The organism is Microbacterium hatanonis, from assembly GCF_008017415.1.
GTDB classification, from domain to species: Bacteria; Actinomycetota; Actinomycetes; order Actinomycetales; family Microbacteriaceae; genus Microbacterium; species Microbacterium hatanonis.
Genome location: NZ_VRSV01000001.1, coordinates 1,151,595 through 1,174,685, shown reverse-complemented (window position 1 = coordinate 1,174,685; position 23,091 = coordinate 1,151,595). Strand labels below are relative to the sequence as shown.

Genomic DNA, 23,091 nt, shown 5'->3' with positions numbered 1-23,091 from the left:
CGGTGACGATCCTGACCCTTGTGCGCCACGGCGAGACCGACTGGAACCGCGACGGGCGCATCCAGGGATCGACGGACATCCCCCTCAACGACACCGGACGACAGCAGGCGCGCGACGCAGGTCGGGCGCTCCGGGAGGTCATCGACGCGGATGCGGCGACCGTGGTCGCCTCCAGCGATCTGCTCCGCGCGGCCGAGACCGCCGACCTCATCGCCGCCGAGCTCGGCGCTGACGAGCCCCGGCGCTACCGCGGCCTGCGCGAGCGGGCCTACGGCGATGCCGAGGGCATGACGGCCGTGGACTTCCGCACCCGATGGGGCGACTGGTACACCGCGGAGGTCCCCGGAGCGGAGACCTGGGACGACCTGCGCGGGCGCGCCCTCGAGACGCTGCGCCGCGTGGTCCAGGATGCGCGCCGCACGACGTCCCCCGCCGCCCCCGCCCTCGTCGTGGTCGCCCACGGCGCGCTGATCCGCGAGGTGATCCGTCACGCGACCGGCGGCGAGCTGCCGGTCCCCGGGGAGAGGCTGCCTAACGGATCGGCGCACACGTTCCTTATGGAACGCGACAGGGTGCAGCTGCTGTCCTACGTCGCCGCAACGGTCTGACCCGCACCGCGGATCGCGGTGTCCGCGTTCCCTGCTACCGTTTTCGCTCATGACCGCTCTCGACTCCGTCGATCTCGAGCTCCTCCGCGCCCTCGTCGACGACCCCCGCGCGACGGTCGTCGCCCTGGCCGATCGGCTCGGACTTTCGCGCAACACCGTGCAGACCCGCATGGCCCGGCTCGAGCGCTCCGGCGTCTTCCACTCGTTCGAGCGCACGTTCTCGACCGAGGCGCTCGGTTTCCCCATCGACGCGTTCATCAACGTGACGGTGCGTCAGGCCGAGCTCCCCCGCATCAAGGCCGAGCTCGCCCGCGTTCCCGAGGTCCTGCAGGCGCATGGGCTGAGCGGTCAGGTCGACCTGCTCGTCCGCGTGGCGTGCCGCGACGCGCAGCACCTCTTCGACACCGATGCGCGCATCCTCGCGATCGACGGCGTCGAGCGCACCGAGACGTCGCTCGCGATGGGCGAGGTCATCGCCTATCGCGTCGCCCCGCTCATGGGGCTGGCACGACCGGCACGATAGCCGCCTCGCCCTTCGGCGTGCCCGCTCCGCGTGCGTCGAGCCTCACGCACACCACACCGGCGAGGATCAACGCGCCGCCGATGGCTTGCACGGCCGTCGGCGTCTCGCCGATGAGGAGCCACGCGATCGCGCCGGCGAAGAGAGCCTCGGTGAGGCCGACGAACGACGCGAGGCGCGATCCGATCTTCGACACGGCGATCACGCCGAAGGCGTAGCCGCACACCGTCGCGATGAGGACGACCCACACGACGGGTACGATCCAGGGCACGGTCACGCCGCCCAGCACGACGTCGACGGGTGGCGCGACGAACGGCAGGACACCCGTGACGACGAGGACGCCGAGGAGGAGAGCCCCGGTCAGGAGCCCGCCGCCGGCCAGCGCCAGGGGCGGGATGGAGTCGCCCGTGCGCTCGGCGATGAGGAAGTAGGCCCCGAGACAGATCGCCGCTCCGAGCGCGCACAGCGTGCCGATCAGATCGAAGGAGCCCCCGGTCAGGTCGACCATGAGCACGAGTCCCACGATCGAGGCGACCGACCCGACGACGACCACGCGCGACGGAGCGCGCCGGGTCCGCACCCACGCGAGTCCGACGAGGAGCACCGGCGCGAAGTACTGGATCAGCAGCGCCACGCCGACCGGGATGCGCTGCATGGCCGCGAAGTAGAACAACTGGCACCCCGTCACGCCGGTGAGTCCGAAGCCGACGATGAGCGGCCAGTGGCGACGGAGGAAGCCGCGTTCGCGGAGAACCGCTCGGAAGAACGGGTAGGCGAGGACGAGCGCGGCACCCGACATGCGAAGGAGCAGTGCGGCCCCCAGCGACCAGCCCGCTTCCAGCAGCGGCTTCATGACAGACCCACTGGACGCGAAGGCGACGGCGGAGATGAGGCCGAGGAGGAGCCCTCCGGCGCCCGTGGCGCGGACGGTCGGAACGGGGGCGGTGAGCGAAGCGGTCATGGGTTCCGACTGTCAGGAGTGTGGAGTGGTTACGATGGTGACACTAGCGTCCGCCGATGTCAGGAGTCAACATGGTTTTCATCCATGACACCCAACTCGCCCTCGAGGCCGCCGTCGACCTCGTCAACACCGCGCCGGAGAGGTCGTCGGAAGGGGTGGACGGGCTGGTCGATCTCGAGGATCTCGACCGCTTCCTCGATGAGCGCCCCTACTCGGGGCGCCTGCAGCGCGATGCGGAGGAGCTCGCGGCCATGCGCAGCATCCGCCCCCGTCTGCACGCCCTCTGGACCGTCGGTCGCGACGGTGCCGTGCCGCTCGTGAACGCGATGCTGAGCGACGGCGGAGCACTGCCACAGCTCGTCTCGCACAAGGGCTTCGAGCAGTGGCACATCCACGCCACCGACGACCAGGAGCCGCTCATGACCCGCGTGCTGGTCGAGACCGCCATGGCGTTCGTCGATGTCATCCGTGCCGACGAGTACGACCGGGTGCAGGTCTGCGACGCCGACGACTGCGCCTCGGTGTTCATCGACTACTCGCGGAACAAGTCCAAGCGCTACTGCGACACCGGCAACTGCGGCAATCGCATGAACGTCAACGCGTACCGGCGTCGGAAGGCGAGAGAAAGCGCCTGATCGCGCCGGCGGCGACCGCCGGCGTCTCGTAGTGGATCAGGTGACCGACGTCCTCGATCTCGACGAGCTGGGCGTCTGCGAACAGGGTCGCCAGCGTCCGCTCGGCTTCGATCGGCGTGATGTCGTCCTTCTGCGCGGCCACCAGCAGCGTCCGGGCCGCGATGCGGGGCGCGAAGGTCCGCACGTCGTTCGAGACCGAGGTCAGGAACGCGTCGTGCAGCACGTCGCGGTCGGCGAACCGCGAGAAGTAGGCGTCATGCTGCTCATGGACGAACCGGCGCAGCCCTCTGTCGCGCGTCTTGACCATCGCGACGCTCATCCCCCGGACGACGAGGCGGTTGCGCAGCAGGGCATCGCCGAGGGGAGCCGGCAGACGCGCGCCCGCCCAGTAATAGAAGACCGCCAGACGCGTGAGGATGCCGCGAGGCCCCTCGAGAGCCGGAGCACCGATCGGGTTGACCAGCACGAGCGACGGCGTCGCGAGGCCGTCGGCGACGGCGGCGGCCGAGACGATCGAGCCGAACGAGTGCCCGAGGATCACCGCGCCGGGTGCTGCGCGGCCGACGAAAGCCGACAGCCAGTCCACGTACAGGGCGAGGTCGTGGCGGCGATCCGGAATCGGCGGCGTCTCGCCGAACCCCGGCAGGTCGGGCGAGATCACGCGGAAGCCCTCGAGGTGGGCGACGACCGGCTCGAGGCCGTGATGCTCGCCGCGGAAGCCGTGGACGGCCACGATCGTCGTCGCCGCGCCGGGAGCGCCGTACTCCCAGTAGGCCGTCGTCGCGCCGAGCACCTCGACCTCGTGCCGCCGCGCGGGTACTCGATCGAGGAGGGCGGCATACGGGTTCGGCACCCGTCGAGTCTACGAGCAGCCCCCGCCCGGAGTGCCTCCCCGGCGATGTCCGCGCCGCCGCATACCGTGTGAGGCATGCAATCGGAGCCCCTCCCCCTCTTCCGGAGTCCGGAATGGGCGCAGGTCGTCGGTGTCTTCGATCTCGAGACGACGGGTGTCGACGTCACGTCCGATCGCATCGTCACGGCCCACGTCGGCCTCCTCGATCAGGACGGCGGAGTGCTCACCGCGCGCGACTGGCTGGCCGACCCGGGCGTCGAGATCCCCGAGGGCGCCGCCGCCATCCACGGCATCTCCACGGATCGCGCCCGCGCCGACGGGCGTCCGGTGCGCGAGGTCGTGGGCGAAGTCGTCGAGTCGCTGCGGGCGCTCTTCGATGCGGGCATCCCCGTGGTCGCCTACCACGCACCGTTCGACTTCTCGCTGCTGAAGAACGAAGCCGTCCGCCACGGCGTGCCGCCGATCGAGAGGCCGTCCCCTGTCATCGATCCGCTCGTCGTCGACAAGGCCTACGACCGCTGGCGTCGCGGGAAGCGCACCCTCTCGGTGGTGGCCGAGCACTACCGCGTGCGTCTCGATGCCGCCCACGAAGCATCCGCCGACGCCGTTGCGGCCGGGCGTGTCGCACAAGCCCTCGCGGAGCGGTACGCCGCCTGGCTGCCGCCCACGGTCGATGAGCTGCACACGCGCCAGATCGCGTGGGCGCGGGCTCAGGCGGCGAGCCTGACCGAGTACTTCGTCAGCATCGGGCGCCTCGACCCCGACGAGCCCCTCGACGGATCGTGGCCCATCCGGTGAAACGAGAAACGGCCCCGCCGAAGCGAGGCCGTTGCACGAAGGTCGGGTTCAGCTGCCGCCGAAGCCCTTGAAGCGCTGGTTGAACTTCTCGACGCGACCGGCCGAGTCCATGATGCGCTGCTTGCCCGTGTAGAACGGGTGCGATGCGGACGAGATCTCGACGTCGATGACGGGGTACTCGACACCGTCGAGCTCGATCGTCTTGTCGCTGGTCACCGTCGAACGGGTGAGGAAGGTCTCGCCGGAGCCGAGGTCGCGGAACACGACGGCGCGGTAGTCCGGGTGGATGTCAGTCTTCATGGGGGTCCTTTGAGATGAGGTGCCCTGGATTTGGCCAGGACCGTCAAAGTCGGCGGCGCGAATGCACCAGCGACAGAGTCTACCAGCCCGACGGCCGGCGACGAAACGCGCTCAGGATGCGGCGCGAGCCGCGTAGCGGCCGGCGTCCTCGGTGAGGACGATCGGTACGCCGAAGGTGGCCTCGAGGTTGGCCGACGTCAGTGTCTCGGGGATCGGTCCCGCCGCGGTCACGGCACCGTCGCGCAGCAGCATCACGTGGGTGAACCCGACCGGGATCTCCTCGACATGGTGGGTGACCATGACCATGGCGGGCGTGGTGGGCGCCAGCGCATAGCCCGACAGCAGCGTGAGCAGCTCCTCCCGCGCGCCGAGGTCGAGGCTCGCGGTCGGCTCATCCAGCAGGAGCAGCTCGGGGTCGGTCATGACCGCCCGAGCGATCTGCACGCGCTTCTGCTCACCGTCCGACAGGGTGCCGAACGTGCGGTCGGCGAGATGGTCGAGCTTCCACTCGGCCAGCACGCGCAGCGCGCGACGCTCGTCGATGTCTTCGTAGTCCTCGCGCCAGCGACCGAGCACGGAGAACGCCGCGGTGAGCACGACGTCGAGCACCGACTCCTCGGGCGGGATGCGGCGAGCCATCGCCGACGAGGCGAAACCGATGCGCGGGCGCAGTTCGAAGACGTCGGTGCGCCCGAGCTGCTCGCCGAGAATCGTGACCGTGCCGGAGCTCGGGTGCAGCAGGGTGTCGGCGAGCTGGAGCAGGGTGGTCTTCCCTGCCCCGTTGGGTCCGAGGACCACCCAGCGTTGATCGTCGTCGACCGACCAGTCGAGGTGCGACACGATCTCTCGGGCGTTCCGGCGGACGACGACGTCGGAGAACTCCAAGACTTGCGGCATTACTCCAGCCTATCGGCCGGTCAGCTCGCGGTAGAGCTCCTCGGTCGTGTCGGCGATCTTCTGCCAGCTGAACTCCTCCGCCGCGCGCGTCCGTCCGGCCCGGCCGTACTCCGCGGCCTTCTCGCGGTCGCCGACGACCTCGATGAGCACCCGCGCGAGGTCGTTCACGAAGCGCTCGGGATCGACGGGGGTTCCCGTGCCGTCCTGCGCCTGCTCGATCGGGACCAGCCGGCCCGTCACCCCGTCGGCGACGACCTCGGGAATGCCTCCGGTCGCCGTGCCGACGACCGCGGCGCCGCACGCCATGGCTTCGAGGTTGACGATGCCCAGGGGCTCGTAGACCGACGGGCAGACGAAGGCCGTCGCTGACGTGAGGACGGCGCACAGGTCGTGGCGCGACAGGTGGCGGTCGATCCAGACCACCCCCTCGCGCGTGGCCTGGAGGCCACGGACGAGCTCTTCCACCTCCGCCATGATCTCCGGCGTGTCGGGCGCGCCGGCGCACAGGATCAGCTGCACCTCGGGGGGAAGCTGCTCGGCGGCGCGCAGCAGGTAGGGCAGACCCTTCTGGCGGGTGATCCGTCCGACGAACACGACCGACGGACGTGTGGAATCGATGCCGTTCGCGGCCAGGAAGTCGATGTCCACGACGGGGCGCCACGCGTCGACGTCGATGCCGTTGTAGATCACCCGCACCTTCGCGGGGTCGAGCTCGGGATAGCTGCGGAGGATGTCGCGACGCATGCCGTCGCTGACCGCGATGATCGCGGCCGCCCCCTCGTACGCGGTCTTCTCGATGTAGCTCGAGACGGCGTAGCCGCCCCCGAGCTGCTCGGCCTTCCACGGACGCAGGGGCTCCAGGCTGTGGGCGCTGACGACGTGCGGGATGCCGTGCAGCAGCGACGCGAGGTGCCCGGCGAAGTTCGCGTACCAGGTGTGGCTGTGCACGAGGTCGGCCCCGGCGACGTCGCCGACGATCTCGAGGTCGGTGCCGAGGGTCTGGATCGCCCCGTTCGCCGTCGCGAGCTCCGCCGGCACCGCGTACGACGTGGTCTGCGGCTCGTCGCGAGGAGCACCGAACGCCCGCACCTCGACGTCGATCGAACGCCGCAGCGCGCGCACCAGCTCGGTGACGTGCACCCCCGCGCCCCCATAGATCTCGGGCGGGTATTCCTTGGTGACGATGTCCACGCGCATGCTCGAACGCTAGTACAGCTGTCAAGGGCCGAGAAGCTGTGGTCTCCTCATCGCCGACGGGCCTAGTGTGGTGCCATGCCTGCAGCGCCGAAGGTCTTCGGAATCATCCTCGCTGGTGGTGAGGGCAAGCGGCTCATGCCCCTCACCGCCGATCGCGCCAAGCCCGCCGTGCCGTTCGGGGGTCAGTACCGCCTGATCGACTTCGCGATCTCGAACCTCGTGAACTCGGGCCTGCGACAGCTGGTCGTGCTGACGCAGTACAAGTCGCACAGCCTCGATCGCCACATCTCGCAGACATGGCGCATGTCGCCGATGCTGGGCTCCTACGTGACGTCGGTGCCCGCCCAGCAGCGCCTCGGCAAACGCTGGTTCTCGGGGTCGGCCGACGCGATCCTGCAGAGCATGAATCTGATCCTCGATGAGAAGCCAGACATCGTCGCGGTGATCGGCGCCGACCACGTCTACCGCATGGACTTCGGGCAGATGCTGGACGCGCACATCAACTCCGACGCGCGCGCCACCGTCGCCGGCATCCGCCAGCCCATCGAGCTGGCCAACCAGTTCGGCGTGATCGACGTCGATCCGACCGACCCGACGCGCATCAATCAGTTCCTCGAGAAACCTCAGTCGCCGACCGGCCTCGCCGACGCCCCGCACGAAGTGCTCGCGTCCATGGGCAACTACATCTTCGACGCCGACGCACTCATCGAGGCCGTCGAGTTCGACGGCGAGCTGCCCACCTCGAACCACGACATGGGCGGCGACATCGTTCCCTACTTCGTCGACCGGGGCGAGGCTGCCGTCTACGACTTCAAGCGCAACGACGTGCCGGGCTCCACCGACCGCGACCGCGACTACTGGCGCGATGTGGGCACGATCGAGTCGTTCTACGACGCCCACATGGATCTGATCTCGACGCTGCCGGTGTTCAACCTGTACAACACCGATTGGCCGATCTTCTCGCAGACGGTGAACGCCCCACCGGCGAAATTCGTCCGCGATTCCGTCGGGCGCATCGGCAACGCGATCGACTCGATCGTCTCGCTCGGCTCGGTGCTCTCGGGCACGCACCTCGAGCGGAGTGTCGTCGGACCCTGGACACTGGCCGGGGGCGGGTCGACCATCACCGATTCGGTGCTGTTCGACTACGTGCGAGTGGGCGCCGGAGCGCGCATCCATCGCGCGATCCTCGACAAGAACGTCACGCTCGCCGACGGCGCCACCGTCGGGGTGGATCGCGAACGCGACCTCGCCCGCGGCTTCACGGTCACCGACACCGGCATCACGATCGTCGGGAAGAACGTCCGCGTCGACCCCTGAGCGGGGCCGACGCGGCCATCAGACGCCGACGCGCTCGAAGGCGTCCCGGCTGATGCCCTGACGCAGGATCTCGGCCGACCACTCCCGAGCGGAGTGCAGGCTGTGGTCGCGGTAGTTGCCGCAGCTGAATGCGTCCACACCGGGGACGTCCGACCACTCGGCCTCCTCGGCGATGAAACGCAGGCCCTCACCGATCGCGGCGACGACATCGGCGACGGGCGGCTCCCCCCACGTGATGAGGTGGAACCCGGTGCGGCAGCCGAAGGGCGAGATGTCGATGACGCCGTCGAGGCGGTCGCGCAGGAGGCTGGCGAGCATGTGCTCGATCGTGTGGATGCCCGCGGTGGGGATCTCGCCCTCGTTCGGCTGCACGAATCGCACGTCGAAATTGGCGATGACGTCGCCGCGCGGCCCGACCTCGGTGCCGATCAGTCTGACGTACGGCGCCTTGACGGCGGTGTGGTCCAGGGTGAAGCTCTCGACGTCTGCCATGGGGGTTCCTTCCTCGGAGTGCACTCCCATTCTGGCGGGCGGATGGGAACCTCGTCGCGGCGCACGTCACGGCAGGTCACGCTAGGGTCGAGCGCGTGTCTGCCGCCCGGTTCCTCGTCGTTCTCGACGCCGATTCCACGCTCATCCGCAACGAGGTCATCGAACTCCTCGCCGACGAGGCCGGCCGCGGGGCCGAGGTCGCCGCGGCGACGGAGGCCGCGATGCGCGGCGAGGTCGACTTCGCCACGAGCCTGCGCACCCGGGTCGCGGCATTGGCCGGCGTGCCGACGGCGTCGTTCGAACGTGTCATCGCGCGGATCGAGCCGACACCCGGCGTCCGCGAGCTGATCGCCGGCGTTCACGAGCGCGGCGGACGTGTCGGGGTGGTCTCGGGCGGGTTCCACGAGATCCTCGATGCGATCGCACCCGCACTCGGCGTGGACGTCTGGCGCGCCAACCGACTGGAGACGGCGGACGGGACGCTCACCGGGAAGGTAGACGGGGAGATCGTCGACGGCGCGGCCAAGGTCGTAGCTCTGCGCGAATGGGCGGCGGCTTCCGCGGTGCCCCGCACCGCGACCATCGCGATCGGCGACGGCGCGAACGACCTGCCCATGCTCGCTGCGGCGGGGCTCGGCCTCGCCTTCAACGCCAAACCCACGGTGCGCGCGAACGCCGATCTGGTGATCGGTCCCGTCGACCTTCGCGAGGTCCTGCCGCTGCTGCCGTAGCGGGTCGGCACCCGATCACCCCCACTGGTCGGTGTCGGAGCCCGCGAGTAGCGTCGCCCCCATGGACGTCATCCTTGTTCCCGGCCTCTGGCTCGATGCGTCGACGTGGGACGACGTGGTCCCGCCGATCGAAGCCGCCGGTCACACCGTGCACGCGCTGACCATGCCCGGCGTCGGGGCCGATGCGGATGGAGCCGGCGGGGTGGGGATCGCCGAGTGGGTCGCCGCCGTCGTCGCCGTCGTCGACACCGTCCCCGGGCCGATCGCGCTCGTCGGTCACAGCGGGGGCGGCAACGTCGCGTGGGGAGCCGCCGACGCCCGCGTCGACCGCATCGACCGCGTCGTCTTCGTCGACACCTTCCCGCCCGCCGGCGGCGGGATCATCAGCGAGTTCCCCATCGTCGACGGTGTGGTCCCGTTCCCGGGGTGGGACTCCTTCGAGTCCGCCGACGTCGCCGACCTCGATGCGGAGACCAGGCAGAAGTGGGCGGCGCGCGCCGCTGCCGTCCCGGCACGGGTGCCGACCGATCCGATCGCACTGAGCGATCCGCGCCGGCTGTCGCTGCGCACGACGATGATCACCGGCACGTTCCCCGACGTCGCCGTCCGCGAGGTGATCGCCGCCGCTCCCCCGTGGGCCGCCGATCTGGCGGCGCTCGAACACCTCGACATCGTCGAGATCGCGTCGGGCCACTGGCCTCAGTTCTCGATGCCGCGCGCTCTCGGCGAGACCATCGCCTCGGCGCTCACCGCTTGACCGTTCCCGGTCTCGGGGGTCAGTGCCCCATACCGAGGCCGCCGTCGACGGGGATCACGGCGCCGGAGATGTAGGCGGCAGCATCCGAGGCCACCCAGGTGACGACACCGGCGACCTCGTCGGGGGTCGCGAAGCGTCCTGCCGGGATGCTGCGCTTGTACTCGGCCTGCGTGTCCTCGGGGAGAGCGGCGGTCATGTCGGTCTCGATGAACCCGGGGGCCACGACGTTGGTCGTGATGCCGCGGGCGCCGAGTTCACGCGTGAGAGATCGGGCGAAGCCCACCAGCCCGCTCTTGGAGGCCGCGTAGTTCACTTGACCGGCGGATCCGTAGAGCCCGACGACGCTCGAGATGAGGATCACGCGCCCCCACCTGGCCCGCAGCATCCCCTTGGACGCGCGCTTGACCACCCGGAAGGCGCCGCCGAGGTTCGTCGACACGACCGAGTCGAAGTCGTCCTCCGTCATGCGCATGAGGAGGGTGTCCTTGGTGACGCCGGCGTTGGCGACGACGATCTCGATCGGGCCGAGGGCCGCCTCGACCTCGGTGAAAGCCGCGTCGACGGCCGCGGCGTCGGTCACGTCCGCGCGCACCGTCAGGGTTCCTTCGGGCCCTTCGCCCGAGCGGGCGGTGACGGCCACCCGGTAGCCCTCGGCCACGAACCTCTCGGCGATGGCGCGGCCGATGCCGCGGTTGCCTCCGGTGACGAGGACGACGCGTTCGGTGGACATGGCACACTCCCTGGCCGGTGGACGGAACTGCCTCAGCCTAGGCGACCGGGGCACACGTGCCCGAGCGGGTTTGACACCGCATCCGCCCGCTGGAACTCTGGTCTCAGCGATAGAGAGGCTTGACGTGAGCGACGAGAACCCGAACGGCTCCCCCGCAGGTGCACCCGCGAGCCCCCCGCCTCCCGGTTACCCCGGGGCCGCTGCCCCGCAGGCGCCCTACGGAGCGCCCGCCTACCCCCAGCCGCCCCAACAGCAGCCGTACGGTTACGCTGCGCCCTACGGGTACGCGCCGAAGACCAACTCGCTCGCGATCGTCTCTCTCGTCTCGGGCATCGCCGCCTTCGTGATCCTGCCGCTGATCGCGTCGATCGTGGCCGTGATCACCGGGCACATGTCGCTCAAGCAGCTGAAGACCAACGGCGAAGCGGGTCGCGGAATGGCCCTCACCGGCACCATCCTCGGATGGGTCGGCATCGGTTTCGCCGTGATCGGCATCATCCTGATCGTGATCTGGGTCATGTTCATCGTCGGGGTCGCCTCGAGCGGCTCGTCGTATTACGACTACTCCTGAACTATCTGACGTTGTTCCGGCGCCGCGCACGATTCGCAGGCGTAATCTTGAGGGATCGTGAAAACGACCACTCCCTCCGCGACATCGCTCCCGGTCGCCCCCAAAGACGACGCCGGCTCCCGTCTCACCAAGTACATGGTGATGATGGGCATTCGCCTCGCCTGCATCGTGGCGATGGTCCTCGTCCAGCCGTTCGGCTGGTACACGTGGGTGTTCGCGCTGGGGGCGGTCGTGCTGCCGTACATCGCCGTCGTGATCGCCAATGTGGGCTCCGACGTGCGGCGCACGAACGTCGAGAGTCCCGAACGGATGCTGGAGTCGCCGCCGACCGCCGCACCTGTGGTGCCGGCACCGGCCGCCCCCACGGTGTTCCGCATCTCGGAGACGCCTCGTCTGACGCCGGGATCGGAACCGAAGCCGTGACGGCGGAGTGCTCGCGGGCCGGCTGCCGCGACGCATCCGCCTGGGTCGTGGCGTGGCGCAACCCGCGCATCCACACCGCCGATCGCAAGAAGCTGTGGTCGGCGTGCGACGCGCACGTCGATTTCCTCCGCGACTATCTCGCCGCGCGCGACTTCCCCGTCGAGGTCTCGGCGCTCGCCCCGGCCTCGGAGGGGGGCACGACCCGATGAGTGATCGCGCACGCCCCGCCGCGCTGCGGTGGACGGGCTACGTCGCCGTCGCGATCGTCTTCGCGATCGCCTGCGGCTTCCTGTCTCACTGGCAGTTCAGCCGCAATGAAGAGCGCGCCCGCCAGCTCGCGCTCGTCGACGCGAACTACGACGCCGAGCCCGTGCCCCTCAGCGACGTGATCCCCGCCGGTACCGATCTCGACCCCGCCGACGAGTGGACTCCGGTCGTCCTCACCGGCACCTACCTGCCCGACGACGAGCTCCTCGTCCGCAATCGCCCTCACGGCGGAACCGCGGCGTTCGAGGTGCTCGTTCCCTTCCGCCTCGACGACGGCCGGGTCATCATCGTCGACCGCGGCTGGGTGCCACCGGGCGATCCCGACCCCGAGCCCGATGCGGTCCCCGGTCCTCCGACCGGGCAGACGACCGTCGTCGTGCGCCTGAAGCCGGGAGAGATGGTCCCCGCATCCGGGCGATCGGCCGACGAAGGCCAGGTGGCCACCATCAACCTCCCGACGATCGCCGACCTCGTCTCCTCCGGTGACGCGGTCGTGACATCCGCGTACGGTCAGCTCGTCTCCGAGGATCCGGCTCCCGCGGTGGCGCCCGGCGCGTTGCCGTCGCCGACCGAGGATCCCGGGCCTCACCTGTCGTACGCGATCCAGTGGATCCTGTTCGCGATCATGGGCTTCGCGTTCATCGGCTACATCATCGTGAGCGAACGGCGCATCCGTCGCGAGGAGGCCGACGAAGCCGCCGGCAAGACTCCCAAGCCGCGCCGGGAGAAGCGCCGCGACAACGACGCCGACGTCGAGGACGCCCTCGTCGACTCGCGCTGACCGGTCGGGTCAGGCGAGCGTGATCAGGTCCGCGTAGTCGCGGCCCCAGATGTCTTCCACCCCGTCGGGGAGGATGAGCACGCGCTCGGGGTTGAGCGCCTCGACAGCGCCCTCGTCGTGCGAGACCAGGACGACGGCGCCCTCGTAATGCGCGAGCGCGCCGAGGATCTCTTCGCGCGATGCGGGATCGAGGTTGTTGGTCGGCTCGTCCAGGAGCAGCATGTTCGCGCTGGAGACGACGAGAGTCGCGAGCGACAGACGGGTCTTCTCGCCACCGGACAGCACTCCCGCGGGTTTCAGCACGTCATCGCCGACGAACAGGAACGACCCGAGCACCTTGCGGGCATCGGTCGCGGTGATGTGAGGAGCGGCCGACATCATGTTCTCGAGCACCGAGCGCTTCACGTCGAGGTTCTCGTGCTCCTGGGCGTAGTAGCCGACCTTGAGGCCGTGCCCCGGCTCGATGACCCCCGTGTCGGCCTTGTCCACGCCGGCGAGGATGCGCAGGAGCGTCGTCTTACCCGCGCCGTTCAGCCCGAGGATCACGACCTTGGAGCCCCGGTCGATCGCCAGGTCGACATCGGTGAAGATCTCGAGCGAGCCGTACGACTTCGACAGGCCCGACGCCATGAGCGGGGTCTTGCCGCACGGAGCGGGCTTGGGGAAGCGCAGCTTCGCCACGCGCTCCTCCTGACGCACTTCGTCCAGACCCGCGAGCATCTTCTCCGCCCGGGCGACCATCTGGTGCGCGGCGGCGGCTTTGGAGGCCTTCGCGCCGAATCGAGCGGCCTGCTGCTGGAGCACCGTCGCCTTCTTCTCGACGTTGGTGCGCTCCTTCTTGCGGCGCTCCTCGTCGGCGACCCGCTGACGCAGGTAGTTCTTCCAGTTCATGTTGTAGACGTCGATGACCTGGCGGTTCGCGTCGAGGTAGAACACGCGGTTCACCGTCTCACCCACGAGCTCGACGTCGTGGCTGATGACGATCAGCCCGCCCTTGTAGCCCTTGAGGAACTCGCGCAGCCAGACGACGCTGTCGGCGTCGAGGTGGTTGGTCGGCTCGTCGAGGATCATCGTCTGCGCGTCCGAGAAGAGGATGCGCGCCAGCTCGATGCGGCGGCGCTGACCGCCCGAGAGGGTCTTGAGCGGCTGATCGAGGATGCGGTCGGGGAGCGACAGGTTGTTGGCGATGGATGCTGCCTCGGCCTCGGCCGCGTAGCCTCCCAGGCCTTCGAACCGCTCCGTCAGCGAGCTGTAGCGCTTCATCGCCTTCGCCGCGACGGCTTCGTCGGGGTCGCCCATGAGCAGCGACGCCTCCTGCATGCCGATCGCGAGCGAGCCGAGGCCGCGCGCGTCGAGGATGCGCGTGCGTGCCAGCATCTCGGGGTCGCCGCTGCGCGGATCCTGAGGGAGGTAACCGAGCTCGCCCGAACTGTCGACGCTTCCGGCCGCCGAGATCAGATCGCCCGCGAGCACCTTCGTCAGAGTCGTCTTGCCGGCGCCGTTGCGGCCGACCAGACCGATCTTGTCGCCGTCGCTCACGCGGAACGAGACGCCCGACATCAGTACGCGCGCTCCGACGCGGATCTCGAGGTCATGCACGGCGAGCACAGCGAACGTCCGATCTTCTGGTGGGAATAGGTACACAGGCGGCCGACGGCCAGCCCCCTAGTATAAGTCGCGATGCCCGCCGAACCTTCCGCGTGCAGCTAACGAAGGAGCCTCATGTCCGTCGCCTCCCCGCTCGGCCGCCGCGTGCTGGCCGACCTCGTCGGCCGCCCGTCGACCCGCGCCCGCGCTCTCGCGCTGGACGCGACCCTCGTCCTGACGGGCGCGCTGACCGTCGCCGTCCTCGCTCAGGTGGAAGTGCCGCTCTGGCCCGTCCCCATCACCGGCCAGACGCTCGGTGTCATCATCGTCGGTGCCGCGCTCGGTGCCCGCCGTGGTGCGCTCTCGCTGCTGAGCTACCTCGGTCTCGGTCTCGCAGGACTCCCGGTCTTCGCCGGGTTGTCCGGTGGCCTGGCCTCCGTCGCCAAGCCCAGCTTCGGTTTCATCATCGGCTTCGTCTTCGCCGCGTTCGTCGCCGGCTGGTTCGCCGAGCGGTCGTGGGACCGGCGCCCCGCGCTGGCGTTCGCCGGCTTCGCGGCGGCGAGCGTCGTCCCGTTCCTCGTCGGCGTGCCCTACATGGCGTTCATCCTGAACAACGTGCTGGGCCTGGGCTACGGGCTCGGCGACGTCCTCGCCGTCGGCGTCCTGCCCTTCATCGTGGGCGGTGTCGTCAAGGCCGCCCTCGCGGCCGCGATCGTTCCCGCCGCGTGGGCCCTCGTCCGCGCCGCCGACCGGCGACGCTGACGCAGAGCAGACGAAAGGCGCCCACCCGGGAGACCGGATGGGCGCCTTTCGTCGTCTCGGGTCAGCCCTTGGCGACGGCGGTCGCCTCAGCCAGCTGGTCGACGATCGTGGGGAGGATGAAGGGGAACGTCAGCGCGGTCGGCGAGACGGCGGCGACGTTCTCCTCGCCGACGATCGCGGCGACGGCTCCCTTGGCGACCGCGGGGATGAGACGCGTCCGGTCCGATGTCAGGAACGTCTCGAGAGCGGCCTCGTCGTCCACCTGGGTGAAGATCACATCGGCGTCGATCGAGTCGAGGCTCTCGCCGCTGACGGTCGCGTAGAAACTGCCGGAGCCATCATCGAGCGCGGTGACGGAGTCGGCGGTGACGAAGCCGAGGTCCTCGAGGATCTCCACGCGCGGATCGGCGGGGAGGTACAGGTAGAACGTGTCGACGCTGTCGGATGCGTACGCGATGGTGGTGCCGGCGAACTCCGGGTGCTCCGCTGCCGCCTCGGCGACCTGGTCGTCCATGTCGGTGATGATCTGCGCAGCATCCTCCTCGCGACCGAGCGCGGTGCCCGTCTCGGTGATGACGTCGCGCCAGGGGGTGGTCCAGATGCCGTCGGTGGGTGCGACGACCGGCACGCCGGCGCCGGTGATGGCGTCGTACTCTTCCTGGGTCAGGCCCGAGTAGGGCGCGATGAGCACATCGGGGTCGGTCGCGAGCAGCTCTTCAACCGGCACCTCGCCCGAGGCATCGAGGACCACGGGCGTCTCGCCGCCCAGTTCGTCGAGGGCGTCTTTCACCCACGGGGTGATGCGGTCATCTCCCCCGCCGTAGTCCATCGAGGCGATGGCGACCGGGACGATGCCGAGGGCGAGCACGGCGTCGGTGGCGCCCCAGCCCCACGTCGCGATGCGCTCGGGGGCGGACTCAATGACCGTCTCGCCGTACATGTTCGTCATCGTCACCGGGAAGGCCTCGGAGGCCGCGGTGTCGGAGCCGGACGTGCCGGAGCCGGTCTCGGCGGCGGGGGTCGAGCAGGCCGACAGGGCGAGGGCGCCGGCGGCAAGAGCCGCGGCGAAGGCGATCGCACGGGGGGTGCGGGACATGGGGTTTTCCTTTCGAACGCGGAATCGGTTTCCGCCGGGTGGGGGTTTCGGGGATCAGGTGGGGTCGGGCGTCAGGTGCGCTCCGCCGGGCCGTGGGACGACGAGCGGTGTTCCGGTCAACGGGTCGGGCATGACGAGCGCGTCGAGCGCGAAGGCATCGGACACGACCTCGGCCGTCAGCACGTCGCGAGGGGAGCCCTGCGCGACGATGCGCCCCTCGCGCATCACCACGAGGTCGTCGGCGTACCGCGCCGCCAGGTTGAGCTCGTGCAGCACCACGACGATCGTCGTGCCCTGGACCCGATTGAGCTCGACGAGGAGGTCGAGCACCTCGAGCTGGTGGCTCAGGTCGAGGAAGGTCGTGGGCTCGTCCAGGAGGAGGATCTCGGGGTTCTGCGCGAGTGCCATCGCGATCCAGACGCGCTGGCGCTGCCCGCCCGACAGATCACCGACGGGCCGGTCGGCGAGAGCCTCGACCCCGGTCAGGCGCAGCGCGTCGTCGACCTGTGCGGTGTCGGCGGCGCTCCACCGCTCGAACACCCCGCGATGAGGGTGCCGACCCCGCGCGACCAGCTCCCCGACGGTCAGGCCGTCGGGGGCGACCGGATGCTGCGGCAGCAGCCCCACGCGCTGGGCGAACCGCCGGCGGGGAATGCTCGCCACATCGACGTCGTCGAGGAGCACCTCACCGCCGAGGGGGGCGTGGAGGCGCGCGAGGACCCCGAGGAGCGTGGACTTCCCGCACGCGTTCGCGCCGATGATCATCGTGATGCGGCCGGGTTCGACCTCGAGGTCGAGATTCTCGATGACCCGGCGACCCGGGTAGCCCGCGTCCAACGACCGCGCGCTCAGGCGCGGCGGGGTGGGGAAAGCGCTCATACCTGGCGCCCTTTCGTCGAGGCCAGAAGCCACAGCAGGAAGACGGCCCCGAGCGCCCCGGTGACCACGCCCACCGGGAGCGAGAAACCGGGGAGCGCGAACTGCGCGACGAGGTCGGCGGCGACGAGGAGGGCCGCTCCCGTGAGCGCGCTGGTGCCGATCCCGAGCGCCCCGTGGCCGAGGAGGGAGCGGGCGATCGGAGGTGCGCACAGGGCGACGAACGCGATCGGCCCTGCGAACGCGCAGGTGACCGCGGTCAGCAGCACGGCGCAGACGACGGCGACCCAGCGGACGGTCGTCGCGTTCACGCCCAGACCCGACGAGGTCGCCGCACCGAGCTGCGTGATGGGGAGCCAACGGGAAGCCAGGGCGACGAACGGCGCGCACGCCACGGCGACGACGAGGACGACGAGCACCTGCCACCAGGCGCTCGACGACAGCGATCCGGTGATCCACACCAGCGCGGCCTGTGCGAGCTCGAGCTGCGCCCGCACCATGAGGAAGTTCGTCACGGCCACGCAGAGGAAGGCCACGCCGATACCGGCGAGGATGAGCCGGAACCCGCCGTCGGCGAGCCGTCGTCCGGCCACCAGGAGCAGAACCGCCACGAGGAGCCCCCCGACGAAGGCCGCTCCAGCCAGGAGCGGCCCGGTCAGCCCGAGCACCAGCAGCACGAACAGCGCCCCGACGCTCGCGCCGCCGCTGATCCCGAGGAGGTCGGGGCTCGCGAGAGGGTTGCGCAGGAGCGTCTGGAGGAGCGCGCCCGCGGTGCCGAGGCACGCGCCGACGAGGACGCCCATGACTACCCGCGGCGCGCGTACCTGGAAGAGCACGTACGCCTCGACGCGTTCGCCGCCGCCCCAGAGAGTGCGCCAGAGCTGGACGGGAGAGAGCGGATAGTCGCCGAGGGAGAGTCCGAGCACGACCACCAGCACGAGGGCGGCCGTCACCCCCGCCACCGCGATCACGCGGCGGCGGCGCACCCGCCCGCGCACGAGGGTGAGGGGCGACGGGGTCTGGACGGCGGTCACAGCGCGACCCTCCGTCCCCGCAGCACCAGGGCGATCAGCGCGGGAGCCCCGACGAAGGCGACCACGATGCCGGCTTGCACCTCGCCCGGCAGCGCGATGACACGCCCGATCACGTCCGCGGCGAGGAGCAGAGACGCACCGACCGGGATGCTCAGGGCGAGGAGGGGACCGTGACCCACGCCGACGAGGGCGCGCAGGACGTGCGGGACGAGCAGGCCGACGAAGACGATAGGACCGGCCAGGGCGGTCGCTCCCCCGCAGAGGAGCACCGACGCCACGATGCCGAGCGCCCGGGTGCGGGGCACGTTCTGCCCGAGGCCGGCGGCCGTGTCGCTTCCGAGCGAGAGCAGGTCGAGGCCGCGCGCACTGGAGAGGGCGATGACGGCGCCGACGGCTACGGGCAGGGCGGCGATGGCCACGGTGTCGAGTCCACGGGTGGTCAGACCCCCCACCTGCCAGTAGCGGTACACGTCGAGGGTCGCCGCCGACGTCGTGAGCATGAAGGTGGTGACCGCGATGAGGCCCGCCGTGACCGCGGCACCCGTGAGGGCGAGCTTGGCCGGATTGTCGCCGTCCGGTCCGCGGGTGCCGATGACCGCGACGACGACCGCCGCGACCCCCGCACCGACGAAGGCGAACCAGACGAATCCGCTGGGCTGCGAGATACCGAAGAAGGTGATGGCCACGAGCACGGCGACCGATGCGCCGGCGTTGATCCCGAGGAGACCCGGGTCGGCGAGCGGGTTGCGGGTGAGCCCCTGCATCAGGGTTCCCGCGAGGGCGAGCGCTGCACCGGCGATGAGCCCGACCGCGGTACGCGGGATGCGCTGCCCCACGACGACGACATGGTCGGCCACCGTCGGATCGAAGGCCGTGAGGGCCTGCCAGACGACCGCCGGCGACACCGATCGTGCGCCGATCAGCAGACTGCCGGCGACGGTGATCGCCAACAGCACGACGGCACCGAGCGTGACGAGACGCAGACGTCTCGCCCGCAGTGTGGAGGTCATGCCTGCCGTTCCGCCTGCCCGAGGCGCCAGTACCCCATGAACGCGACTCGCTTGCGGTCGACTCCCCCGGTGCTCACCAGCATCCGGCGGAGCGTCTTGATCGTGGCCGCCTCCCCGGCGAACCAGGCGTAGAAGTCGCCCTCGGCGTCTTCGGGGCTGTCCCAGATCAGGTCGCGGTCCACGTCGACGTCGTCGACGACCTGCGGTCGGGGCGCGGCGGCGCGGGCGAGGACGTCACCGGATGCGGCGCACCACCCCTCGAGCGCCGCGATGAGCCGCGCGCCGTGCGCCGCGTCTTCGCGCGGGATCCAGGTGACGCGATGCGTGGCGGGAGCGTCGAGGGTGAGCGCGTCACCGGTCGTCGGCACCTCGAGGAACGCGTCGACCTCGATGCCCGCGGGCAGCGACTCCAGGATCGCGCTGATCGCGGGGACGGCGGTCTCGTCGCCGGCCAGCAGCAGCCGTCGTGCGGTTCCGGGGTGGAAATCCAGACCGAGGCGGGAGTGCTCGCTGCGTTCGTCGGGCCCGACGACGACGAGCTCCTGACCGACGTGCGCGTTCGCAGCCCATTCCCCCGCCGGTCCCGCGTCGTGGTGCACGACGAAGTCGACGTCGATCTCGCGGGCCTCGGGGGCGACCCGGCGGACGGTGTAGGTGCGCAGCGGGCTGCGCTCCTCGGTCGGCACGTTCCGCCAGCGCTCGTACCAGGCGCCCGTCGCGATCGCTTCCTCGTCGCGCTGCCCCACGTCGCTGATCGATCCGTCGGCCAGCGGCAGCAGGAGCTTGACGCGCTGGTCGAGGCCCGCCGTTCCGAAGTCGGCGAAGTCGTCGCATCCGAACGTCACCCGCACGAACGAGGGCGACAGCCGGCGTACCGCACGCACCTCGGCACAGTAGGGCCGGTAGGACGGACGGCTCGAGACGACGACGGAAGACACCTCGTAAGGGTAGCCTTACCTGCTCGGATGTTCCAATCGACTCTCGTGCGGCGCTGTCGTGCGCGTCGCCGGGATGCCGCCGACCAGCGCGATCACGGTCGCCAGCGCGAAGGCGCCGACGAAGCCCAGGACTCCCCCGCCGAGCGCCACCACGATGATCCCGGCCGCAGCGATCGCGGTCGCCGCCCCGGTCGCCTCGGCGATCGACAGCGCCGCCGAATTGCGGCCCTGGTCGGCCTCCGTCGATGCGGCCAGCATCAGCATCGTGATCCTCGGATACAGCAGGCCCATGCCGCCGCCCCCGAGGGTCCACGCCACGATGAGCACGACCGGCGGCAGGTGCGCCGCCACGCCGACCGCCACGACCGCCAGGCACAGGACGGTGATCGCCAGTCCCCCGCCGAGGACCCGACGATCGCTCCACCGCTCTCCCCTGCGCCCCTGGGCCTCGGAACCGGCCGCCCACATCACCGCGGCGCCTGTCAGAGCGAGTCCGGCCCAGATCGGCGAGAAGCCGTAGAGGTCGATGAAGACGTACGGCACGTAGATCTCCGCACTGAAGAATGCGCCGGCGACGGCGCCGCGCAGCAGGATGACGCTCGGGAGTCCGCGACCGCTCCGGAGGGTGCGCGCCGGGAGGAGCGGCCGGATCGCGACCACCACGATGACGGCGCCCACGACGACGAGGAGGGAGGCCCCCGACCCCGACTCGGCGGCGACGCTGAGGACGAGCACGCCCGCCGCCACGGCGACGGCCCACAGCAGGCGACCGAGGAACGGCACGCGCTCGGCGTCGTTCGCCGAGCGCAGCTCGGGACGCGAGAGCCGAGGAAGAAGCAGGGAGTACGCCGCGGCGGCGAGCACCACGACGCCGAGGAACACCCACCGCCAGTGAAGGAGCTCGGTCACCGCTCCCGCGAGGAACGGTCCGACGAGCGCGGGCAGCACCCAGGCCGCCGCGAACGCGGCGAGGATGCGACCGTGGAGCGCCGGCGGGTACACCCGGGCGATCACGACGTAGAGCGAGACGGTCATGCCCCCGGCGCCCAGCCCCTGCAGCAGGCGACCGACGATCAGGGTCACCATGTCGGGCGCGAGGCCGGACACCAGGAGACCCGCGACGAAGAGGGCGACCGCGGCGGAGAGCGGCACGGCGGGCCCGGTGCGGTCGGCCCATGCTCCGGCGCACACCATTCCGATGACCGACGTCGCCAGCGTGCCGGCGAAGGCGAGCGCGTACAGCGCCTGTCCGTCGAGATCGGCGGCGATCACGGGCATGACCGTCGTGACGGCGAGGCTCTCGAGCGCGGCGAGGAACACCAGGGCGACCGAGCCGAGGCTCACCCAGCCGAACGGGGACTGCCAGATGCCGGGCCCGGGGGGACGGCCGCTCACCTGCGCACGAGGGCGCCGACGCGCTCGACGGCCTCACGCAGCACTTCGGGCGAGCACCCGAAGTTGATGCGCACGTGGCCCGCTCCCTCGGTTCCGAAGTAGGGCCCGATATGGAACGCCACCTTCGCCTCCCGACGGATCTTCGCCGCGGGGTTGTCGCCCCACCCGAGCTCCGTCAGATCGACCCAGGCCAGGAAGCCCGCGTCGGGGATGCGGTATCGAGCGGCGGGCACGTGCTCGGCGAGGAGGTCGGCGAGCAGTCGCCGGTTGTCGTCGAGGGCGGCGTGCAGGCCGTCGAGCCACTCGTCGCTCTCCGGCGAGAAGGCCGCGATCCCGGCGAGGGCGCCGAACAGGCCCGTGCGCCACTCCACCTCCCACGGCAGAGCCTTCACGACCGCCGCGGTGCGCTCATCGGCGGTCACCATCAGCGCGCACTTCAATCCGGCGAGGTTGAACGCCTTGCTGGCGCTGGTGACGGCGTAGCCGATGCGCGCCGCTTCCTCGGAGGCGTCGAGGAACGGGGTGAACCGCACGCCGGGGTGGACGAGCGGCGAGTGGATCTCGTCGCTGACGACCGCCGCGCCGTGGCGTGCGGCGATGCGCGCGAGCTCGGCGAGATCGTCGCGGGTGTGGACCGTCCCGGTCGGGTTGTGCGGGTTGCACAGCAGCACCGCCCGGGCGCCGGCGGCGAGAGCCGCCTCGATCCCGGGCAGGTCGAGACGCCAGCGACCGCCCGCGTCATCGGGCGACGGCGGCACCAGAGGCACTCGCTCGACCTCGGCGCCCGCCTCGATCACTGTGTCGAAGAAGGGCGGGTACACCGGCGGAGTGATGACGACCCGGTCGCCCGGCGAGGTCACCGCCCGCAGGAGTTCGACGACCCCGATCATCACGTCGCCGGTGGTACGCACCCGTGTCGGGTCGACGGTCCACCCGAACCGACGTTCCGCGAAGCCCGCGAAGGCCCGCGCGATGCCGGGATCCGGCGGGGTGTAGCCGGTGTCTCCGAGACGGACCGCCCGCTCGAGCGCAGCGGAGATCGCCGGCGCGAGCGGGAAGTCGGTCTCCGCCACGAAGAGCGGAAGGATGTCGGCGGGGTAGGTCCGCCACTTGGAGCTGGAACGCTGCCGGAGCTCGTCGAGGGGAAGGGCGCGAAGGGGCGTGACGCTCATCCCGCGAGCCTACCCGCGCCCTCCGGAGCGGATGGAGTCGAGCGTCAGATGGCGAAACCGAGCGCGCGCATCATGTCGCGCCCGTCGTCGGTGATGCGCTCGGGACCCCACGGCGGCATCCAGACCCAGTTGATCCGGAATCGGTCCACCACGTTGTCGAGAGCCTGTGCCGTCTGCTCTTCGAGAACATCGGTGAGCGGGCATCCGGCGGAGGTCAGCGTCATGTGGATGATCAACGCATCGTTCTCGTCGTCCCACGCGAGATCGTAGATGAGACCGAGGTCGACGACGTTGATCCCGAGCTCGGGATCCATCACGTCCTTCAGCGCCTCGGTGACCTCGTCGTACTTGTCGGCCGTGATCGTTGCGGTCATGTAACG

At 70.4% G+C, this 23,091-nt stretch carries 28 protein-coding genes; 12 read left to right on the top strand and 16 right to left on the bottom strand.

Features of this window, described 5'->3' with window-relative positions; translation table 11 throughout:
- Nucleotides 1-2: 2 nt before the first annotated feature.
- A complete protein-coding gene (locus FVP77_RS05655) occupies nucleotides 3-608 on the top strand; it encodes a histidine phosphatase family protein (RefSeq protein ID WP_147893627.1) in 606 nt (201 codons plus the stop codon).
- A gap of 49 nt (nucleotides 609-657) precedes the next feature.
- Nucleotides 658-1,131, top strand: coding sequence for an Lrp/AsnC family transcriptional regulator (locus tag FVP77_RS05650; RefSeq protein ID WP_147893626.1), 474 nt, complete (start codon nucleotides 658-660; stop codon nucleotides 1,129-1,131).
- Here the strand turns inward: FVP77_RS05650 and FVP77_RS05645 are convergent.
- Nucleotides 1,103-2,089, bottom strand: coding sequence for an EamA family transporter (locus tag FVP77_RS05645; protein ID WP_147893625.1), 987 nt, complete (start codon nucleotides 2,087-2,089; stop codon nucleotides 1,103-1,105). The two genes, FVP77_RS05650 and FVP77_RS05645, sit on opposite strands and share 29 nt — an antisense overlap.
- A gap of 71 nt (nucleotides 2,090-2,160) precedes the next feature.
- On the opposite strand from FVP77_RS05645, the gene FVP77_RS05640 reads away from it, so the two are divergent.
- Complete coding sequence (locus FVP77_RS05640; RefSeq protein ID WP_147894453.1) at nucleotides 2,161-2,724, top strand: CGNR zinc finger domain-containing protein; 564 nt, start codon at nucleotides 2,161-2,163, stop codon at nucleotides 2,722-2,724.
- Here FVP77_RS05640 and FVP77_RS05635 read toward each other — a convergent pair.
- Nucleotides 2,684-3,577: an alpha/beta fold hydrolase gene (locus tag FVP77_RS05635; protein WP_147893624.1), complete on the bottom strand. Its 894-nt coding sequence runs from the start codon at nucleotides 3,575-3,577 to the stop codon at nucleotides 2,684-2,686. The two genes, FVP77_RS05640 and FVP77_RS05635, sit on opposite strands and share 41 nt — an antisense overlap.
- A 75-nt stretch (nucleotides 3,578-3,652) precedes the next feature.
- Here FVP77_RS05635 and FVP77_RS05630 point away from each other — a divergent pair, with 75 nt between their 5' ends.
- Entirely contained in the window at nucleotides 3,653-4,375 is a 723-nt protein-coding gene (locus FVP77_RS05630) for an exonuclease domain-containing protein (RefSeq protein ID WP_147893623.1), read from the top strand.
- A gap of 48 nt (nucleotides 4,376-4,423) precedes the next feature.
- Here the strand turns inward: FVP77_RS05630 and FVP77_RS05625 are convergent, their stop codons facing one another.
- The 3 genes from FVP77_RS05625 to glgA all read right to left on the bottom strand — a co-directional run bounded on the left by FVP77_RS05625 (nucleotide 4,424) and on the right by glgA (nucleotide 6,769).
- Nucleotides 4,424-4,675: a type B 50S ribosomal protein L31 gene (locus tag FVP77_RS05625; protein ID WP_116646690.1), complete on the bottom strand. Its 252-nt coding sequence runs from the start codon at nucleotides 4,673-4,675 to the stop codon at nucleotides 4,424-4,426.
- A gap of 111 nt (nucleotides 4,676-4,786) precedes the next feature.
- Nucleotides 4,787-5,572 (bottom strand): ABC transporter ATP-binding protein, encoded by a 786-nt coding sequence (locus FVP77_RS05620; protein ID WP_147893622.1) that lies wholly within the window; start codon nucleotides 5,570-5,572, stop codon nucleotides 4,787-4,789.
- Nucleotides 5,573-5,581: 9 nt separating this feature from the next.
- On the bottom strand, nucleotides 5,582-6,769 hold the full coding sequence (gene glgA, locus FVP77_RS05615; protein ID WP_147893621.1) for a glycogen synthase: 1,188 nt from the start codon (nucleotides 6,767-6,769) through the stop codon (nucleotides 5,582-5,584).
- Nucleotides 6,770-6,844: 75 nt separating this feature from the next.
- Here glgA and glgC point away from each other — a divergent pair, with 75 nt between their 5' ends.
- A complete protein-coding gene (gene glgC, locus FVP77_RS05610) occupies nucleotides 6,845-8,089 on the top strand; it encodes a glucose-1-phosphate adenylyltransferase (RefSeq protein WP_147893620.1) in 1,245 nt (414 codons plus the stop codon).
- Between the two features lie 18 nt (nucleotides 8,090-8,107).
- Here glgC and FVP77_RS05605 read toward each other — a convergent pair whose 3' ends face one another.
- The gene (locus FVP77_RS05605) at nucleotides 8,108-8,581 is read right to left on the bottom strand and encodes an S-ribosylhomocysteine lyase (protein ID WP_147893619.1); all 474 of its coding nucleotides are present in this window, start codon (nucleotides 8,579-8,581) and stop codon (nucleotides 8,108-8,110) included.
- 95 nt (nucleotides 8,582-8,676) lie between these two features.
- Between FVP77_RS05605 and serB the strand changes: the two genes are divergently transcribed.
- A complete protein-coding gene (serB, locus tag FVP77_RS05600) occupies nucleotides 8,677-9,312 on the top strand; it encodes a phosphoserine phosphatase SerB (protein WP_147893618.1) in 636 nt (211 codons plus the stop codon).
- 61 nt (nucleotides 9,313-9,373) lie between these two features.
- Complete coding sequence (locus tag FVP77_RS05595) at nucleotides 9,374-10,069, top strand: alpha/beta fold hydrolase (RefSeq protein WP_147893617.1); 696 nt, start codon at nucleotides 9,374-9,376, stop codon at nucleotides 10,067-10,069.
- A gap of 19 nt (nucleotides 10,070-10,088) precedes the next feature.
- On the opposite strand, the gene fabG is transcribed toward FVP77_RS05595, so the two are convergent.
- Complete coding sequence (gene fabG, locus FVP77_RS05590) at nucleotides 10,089-10,799, bottom strand: 3-oxoacyl-ACP reductase FabG (protein WP_147893616.1); 711 nt, start codon at nucleotides 10,797-10,799, stop codon at nucleotides 10,089-10,091.
- Between the two features lie 124 nt (nucleotides 10,800-10,923).
- On the opposite strand from fabG, the gene FVP77_RS05585 reads away from it, so the two are divergent.
- Genes FVP77_RS05585 through FVP77_RS05570 form a run of 4 tightly spaced genes read left to right on the top strand, consistent with a single transcriptional unit; the run spans nucleotide 10,924 to nucleotide 12,841 of the window.
- A complete protein-coding gene (locus tag FVP77_RS05585) occupies nucleotides 10,924-11,370 on the top strand; it encodes a DUF4190 domain-containing protein (RefSeq protein ID WP_246133990.1) in 447 nt (148 codons plus the stop codon).
- Nucleotides 11,371-11,427: 57 nt separating this feature from the next.
- Nucleotides 11,428-11,793 carry a DUF3099 domain-containing protein gene (locus FVP77_RS05580; protein ID WP_147893614.1) on the top strand — a complete coding sequence of 122 codons (366 nt, stop codon included), beginning with the start codon at nucleotides 11,428-11,430 and terminating at the stop codon, nucleotides 11,791-11,793.
- The gene (locus tag FVP77_RS05575) at nucleotides 11,790-12,002 is read left to right on the top strand and encodes a hypothetical protein (RefSeq protein WP_246133989.1); all 213 of its coding nucleotides are present in this window, start codon (nucleotides 11,790-11,792) and stop codon (nucleotides 12,000-12,002) included. The genes FVP77_RS05580 and FVP77_RS05575 overlap by 4 nt, the downstream gene beginning before the upstream one ends.
- Nucleotides 11,999-12,841 (top strand): SURF1 family cytochrome oxidase biogenesis protein, encoded by an 843-nt coding sequence (locus FVP77_RS05570; protein WP_147893613.1) that lies wholly within the window; start codon nucleotides 11,999-12,001, stop codon nucleotides 12,839-12,841. Before FVP77_RS05575 ends, FVP77_RS05570 begins: the two co-directional genes overlap by 4 nt.
- A 9-nt stretch (nucleotides 12,842-12,850) precedes the next feature.
- Here the strand turns inward: FVP77_RS05570 and FVP77_RS05565 are convergent, their stop codons facing one another.
- Nucleotides 12,851-14,449: an ABC-F family ATP-binding cassette domain-containing protein gene (locus FVP77_RS05565; protein WP_116646700.1), complete on the bottom strand. Its 1,599-nt coding sequence runs from the start codon at nucleotides 14,447-14,449 to the stop codon at nucleotides 12,851-12,853.
- Nucleotides 14,450-14,563: 114 nt separating this feature from the next.
- Here FVP77_RS05565 and FVP77_RS05560 point away from each other — a divergent pair, with 114 nt between their 5' ends.
- Entirely contained in the window at nucleotides 14,564-15,190 is a 627-nt protein-coding gene (locus FVP77_RS05560; RefSeq protein ID WP_147893612.1) for a biotin transporter BioY, read from the top strand.
- Between the two features lie 61 nt (nucleotides 15,191-15,251).
- Here FVP77_RS05560 and FVP77_RS05555 read toward each other — a convergent pair whose 3' ends face one another.
- The 8 genes from FVP77_RS05555 to FVP77_RS05520 are packed head-to-tail and all read right to left on the bottom strand — an operon-like array spanning nucleotide 15,252 to nucleotide 23,085.
- Nucleotides 15,252-16,286, bottom strand: a complete 1,035-nt coding sequence (locus FVP77_RS05555) for an iron-siderophore ABC transporter substrate-binding protein (protein WP_147893611.1) — start codon at nucleotides 16,284-16,286, stop codon at nucleotides 15,252-15,254.
- A 54-nt stretch (nucleotides 16,287-16,340) separates the two neighbouring features.
- The gene (locus tag FVP77_RS05550) at nucleotides 16,341-17,165 is read right to left on the bottom strand and encodes an ABC transporter ATP-binding protein (RefSeq protein WP_147893610.1); all 825 of its coding nucleotides are present in this window, start codon (nucleotides 17,163-17,165) and stop codon (nucleotides 16,341-16,343) included.
- On the bottom strand, nucleotides 17,162-18,196 hold the full coding sequence (locus FVP77_RS05545; RefSeq protein ID WP_246133988.1) for a FecCD family ABC transporter permease: 1,035 nt from the start codon (nucleotides 18,194-18,196) through the stop codon (nucleotides 17,162-17,164). Before FVP77_RS05545 ends, FVP77_RS05550 begins: the two co-directional genes overlap by 4 nt.
- Complete coding sequence (locus tag FVP77_RS05540) at nucleotides 18,193-19,206, bottom strand: FecCD family ABC transporter permease (RefSeq protein WP_147893609.1); 1,014 nt, start codon at nucleotides 19,204-19,206, stop codon at nucleotides 18,193-18,195. Before FVP77_RS05540 ends, FVP77_RS05545 begins: the two co-directional genes overlap by 4 nt.
- Nucleotides 19,203-20,144 (bottom strand): siderophore-interacting protein, encoded by a 942-nt coding sequence (locus tag FVP77_RS05535; RefSeq protein ID WP_147893608.1) that lies wholly within the window; start codon nucleotides 20,142-20,144, stop codon nucleotides 19,203-19,205. The genes FVP77_RS05540 and FVP77_RS05535 overlap by 4 nt, the downstream gene beginning before the upstream one ends.
- A gap of 15 nt (nucleotides 20,145-20,159) precedes the next feature.
- On the bottom strand, nucleotides 20,160-21,539 hold the full coding sequence (locus FVP77_RS05530; RefSeq protein ID WP_147893607.1) for an MFS transporter: 1,380 nt from the start codon (nucleotides 21,537-21,539) through the stop codon (nucleotides 20,160-20,162).
- A complete protein-coding gene (locus tag FVP77_RS05525; RefSeq protein ID WP_147893606.1) occupies nucleotides 21,536-22,711 on the bottom strand; it encodes a MalY/PatB family protein in 1,176 nt (391 codons plus the stop codon). Before FVP77_RS05525 ends, FVP77_RS05530 begins: the two co-directional genes overlap by 4 nt.
- 44 nt (nucleotides 22,712-22,755) lie before the next feature.
- A complete protein-coding gene (locus FVP77_RS05520) occupies nucleotides 22,756-23,085 on the bottom strand; it encodes a metal-sulfur cluster assembly factor (RefSeq protein ID WP_116646709.1) in 330 nt (109 codons plus the stop codon).
- Nucleotides 23,086-23,091: the final 6 nt, after the last annotated feature.

Coding starts and splice junctions, on each gene's coding strand:
- FVP77_RS05640 (WP_147894453.1), top strand. CDS start 2,161: ATGGTTTTCATCCATGACACCCAACTCGCCCTCGAGGCCGCCGTCGAC.
- FVP77_RS05620 (WP_147893622.1), bottom strand. CDS start 5,572: ATGCCGCAAGTCTTGGAGTTCTCCGACGTCGTCGTCCGCCGGAACGCC.
- FVP77_RS05595 (WP_147893617.1), top strand. CDS start 9,374: ATGGACGTCATCCTTGTTCCCGGCCTCTGGCTCGATGCGTCGACGTGG.
- FVP77_RS05540 (WP_147893609.1), bottom strand. CDS start 19,206: ATGACCTCCACACTGCGGGCGAGACGTCTGCGTCTCGTCACGCTCGGT.
- FVP77_RS05650 (WP_147893626.1), top strand. CDS start 658: ATGACCGCTCTCGACTCCGTCGATCTCGAGCTCCTCCGCGCCCTCGTC.
- FVP77_RS05520 (WP_116646709.1), bottom strand. CDS start 23,085: ATGACCGCAACGATCACGGCCGACAAGTACGACGAGGTCACCGAGGCG.
- FVP77_RS05630 (WP_147893623.1), top strand. CDS start 3,653: ATGCAATCGGAGCCCCTCCCCCTCTTCCGGAGTCCGGAATGGGCGCAG.
- FVP77_RS05555 (WP_147893611.1), bottom strand. CDS start 16,286: ATGTCCCGCACCCCCCGTGCGATCGCCTTCGCCGCGGCTCTTGCCGCC.
- FVP77_RS05550 (WP_147893610.1), bottom strand. CDS start 17,165: ATGAGCGCTTTCCCCACCCCGCCGCGCCTGAGCGCGCGGTCGTTGGAC.
- glgA (WP_147893621.1), bottom strand. CDS start 6,769: ATGCGCGTGGACATCGTCACCAAGGAATACCCGCCCGAGATCTATGGG.
- FVP77_RS05525 (WP_147893606.1), bottom strand. CDS start 22,711: ATGAGCGTCACGCCCCTTCGCGCCCTTCCCCTCGACGAGCTCCGGCAG.
- glgC (WP_147893620.1), top strand. CDS start 6,845: ATGCCTGCAGCGCCGAAGGTCTTCGGAATCATCCTCGCTGGTGGTGAG.
- fabG (WP_147893616.1), bottom strand. CDS start 10,799: ATGTCCACCGAACGCGTCGTCCTCGTCACCGGAGGCAACCGCGGCATC.
- FVP77_RS05605 (WP_147893619.1), bottom strand. CDS start 8,581: ATGGCAGACGTCGAGAGCTTCACCCTGGACCACACCGCCGTCAAGGCG.
- FVP77_RS05570 (WP_147893613.1), top strand. CDS start 11,999: ATGAGTGATCGCGCACGCCCCGCCGCGCTGCGGTGGACGGGCTACGTC.
- FVP77_RS05560 (WP_147893612.1), top strand. CDS start 14,564: ATGTCCGTCGCCTCCCCGCTCGGCCGCCGCGTGCTGGCCGACCTCGTC.
- FVP77_RS05645 (WP_147893625.1), bottom strand. CDS start 2,089: ATGACCGCTTCGCTCACCGCCCCCGTTCCGACCGTCCGCGCCACGGGC.
- FVP77_RS05625 (WP_116646690.1), bottom strand. CDS start 4,675: ATGAAGACTGACATCCACCCGGACTACCGCGCCGTCGTGTTCCGCGAC.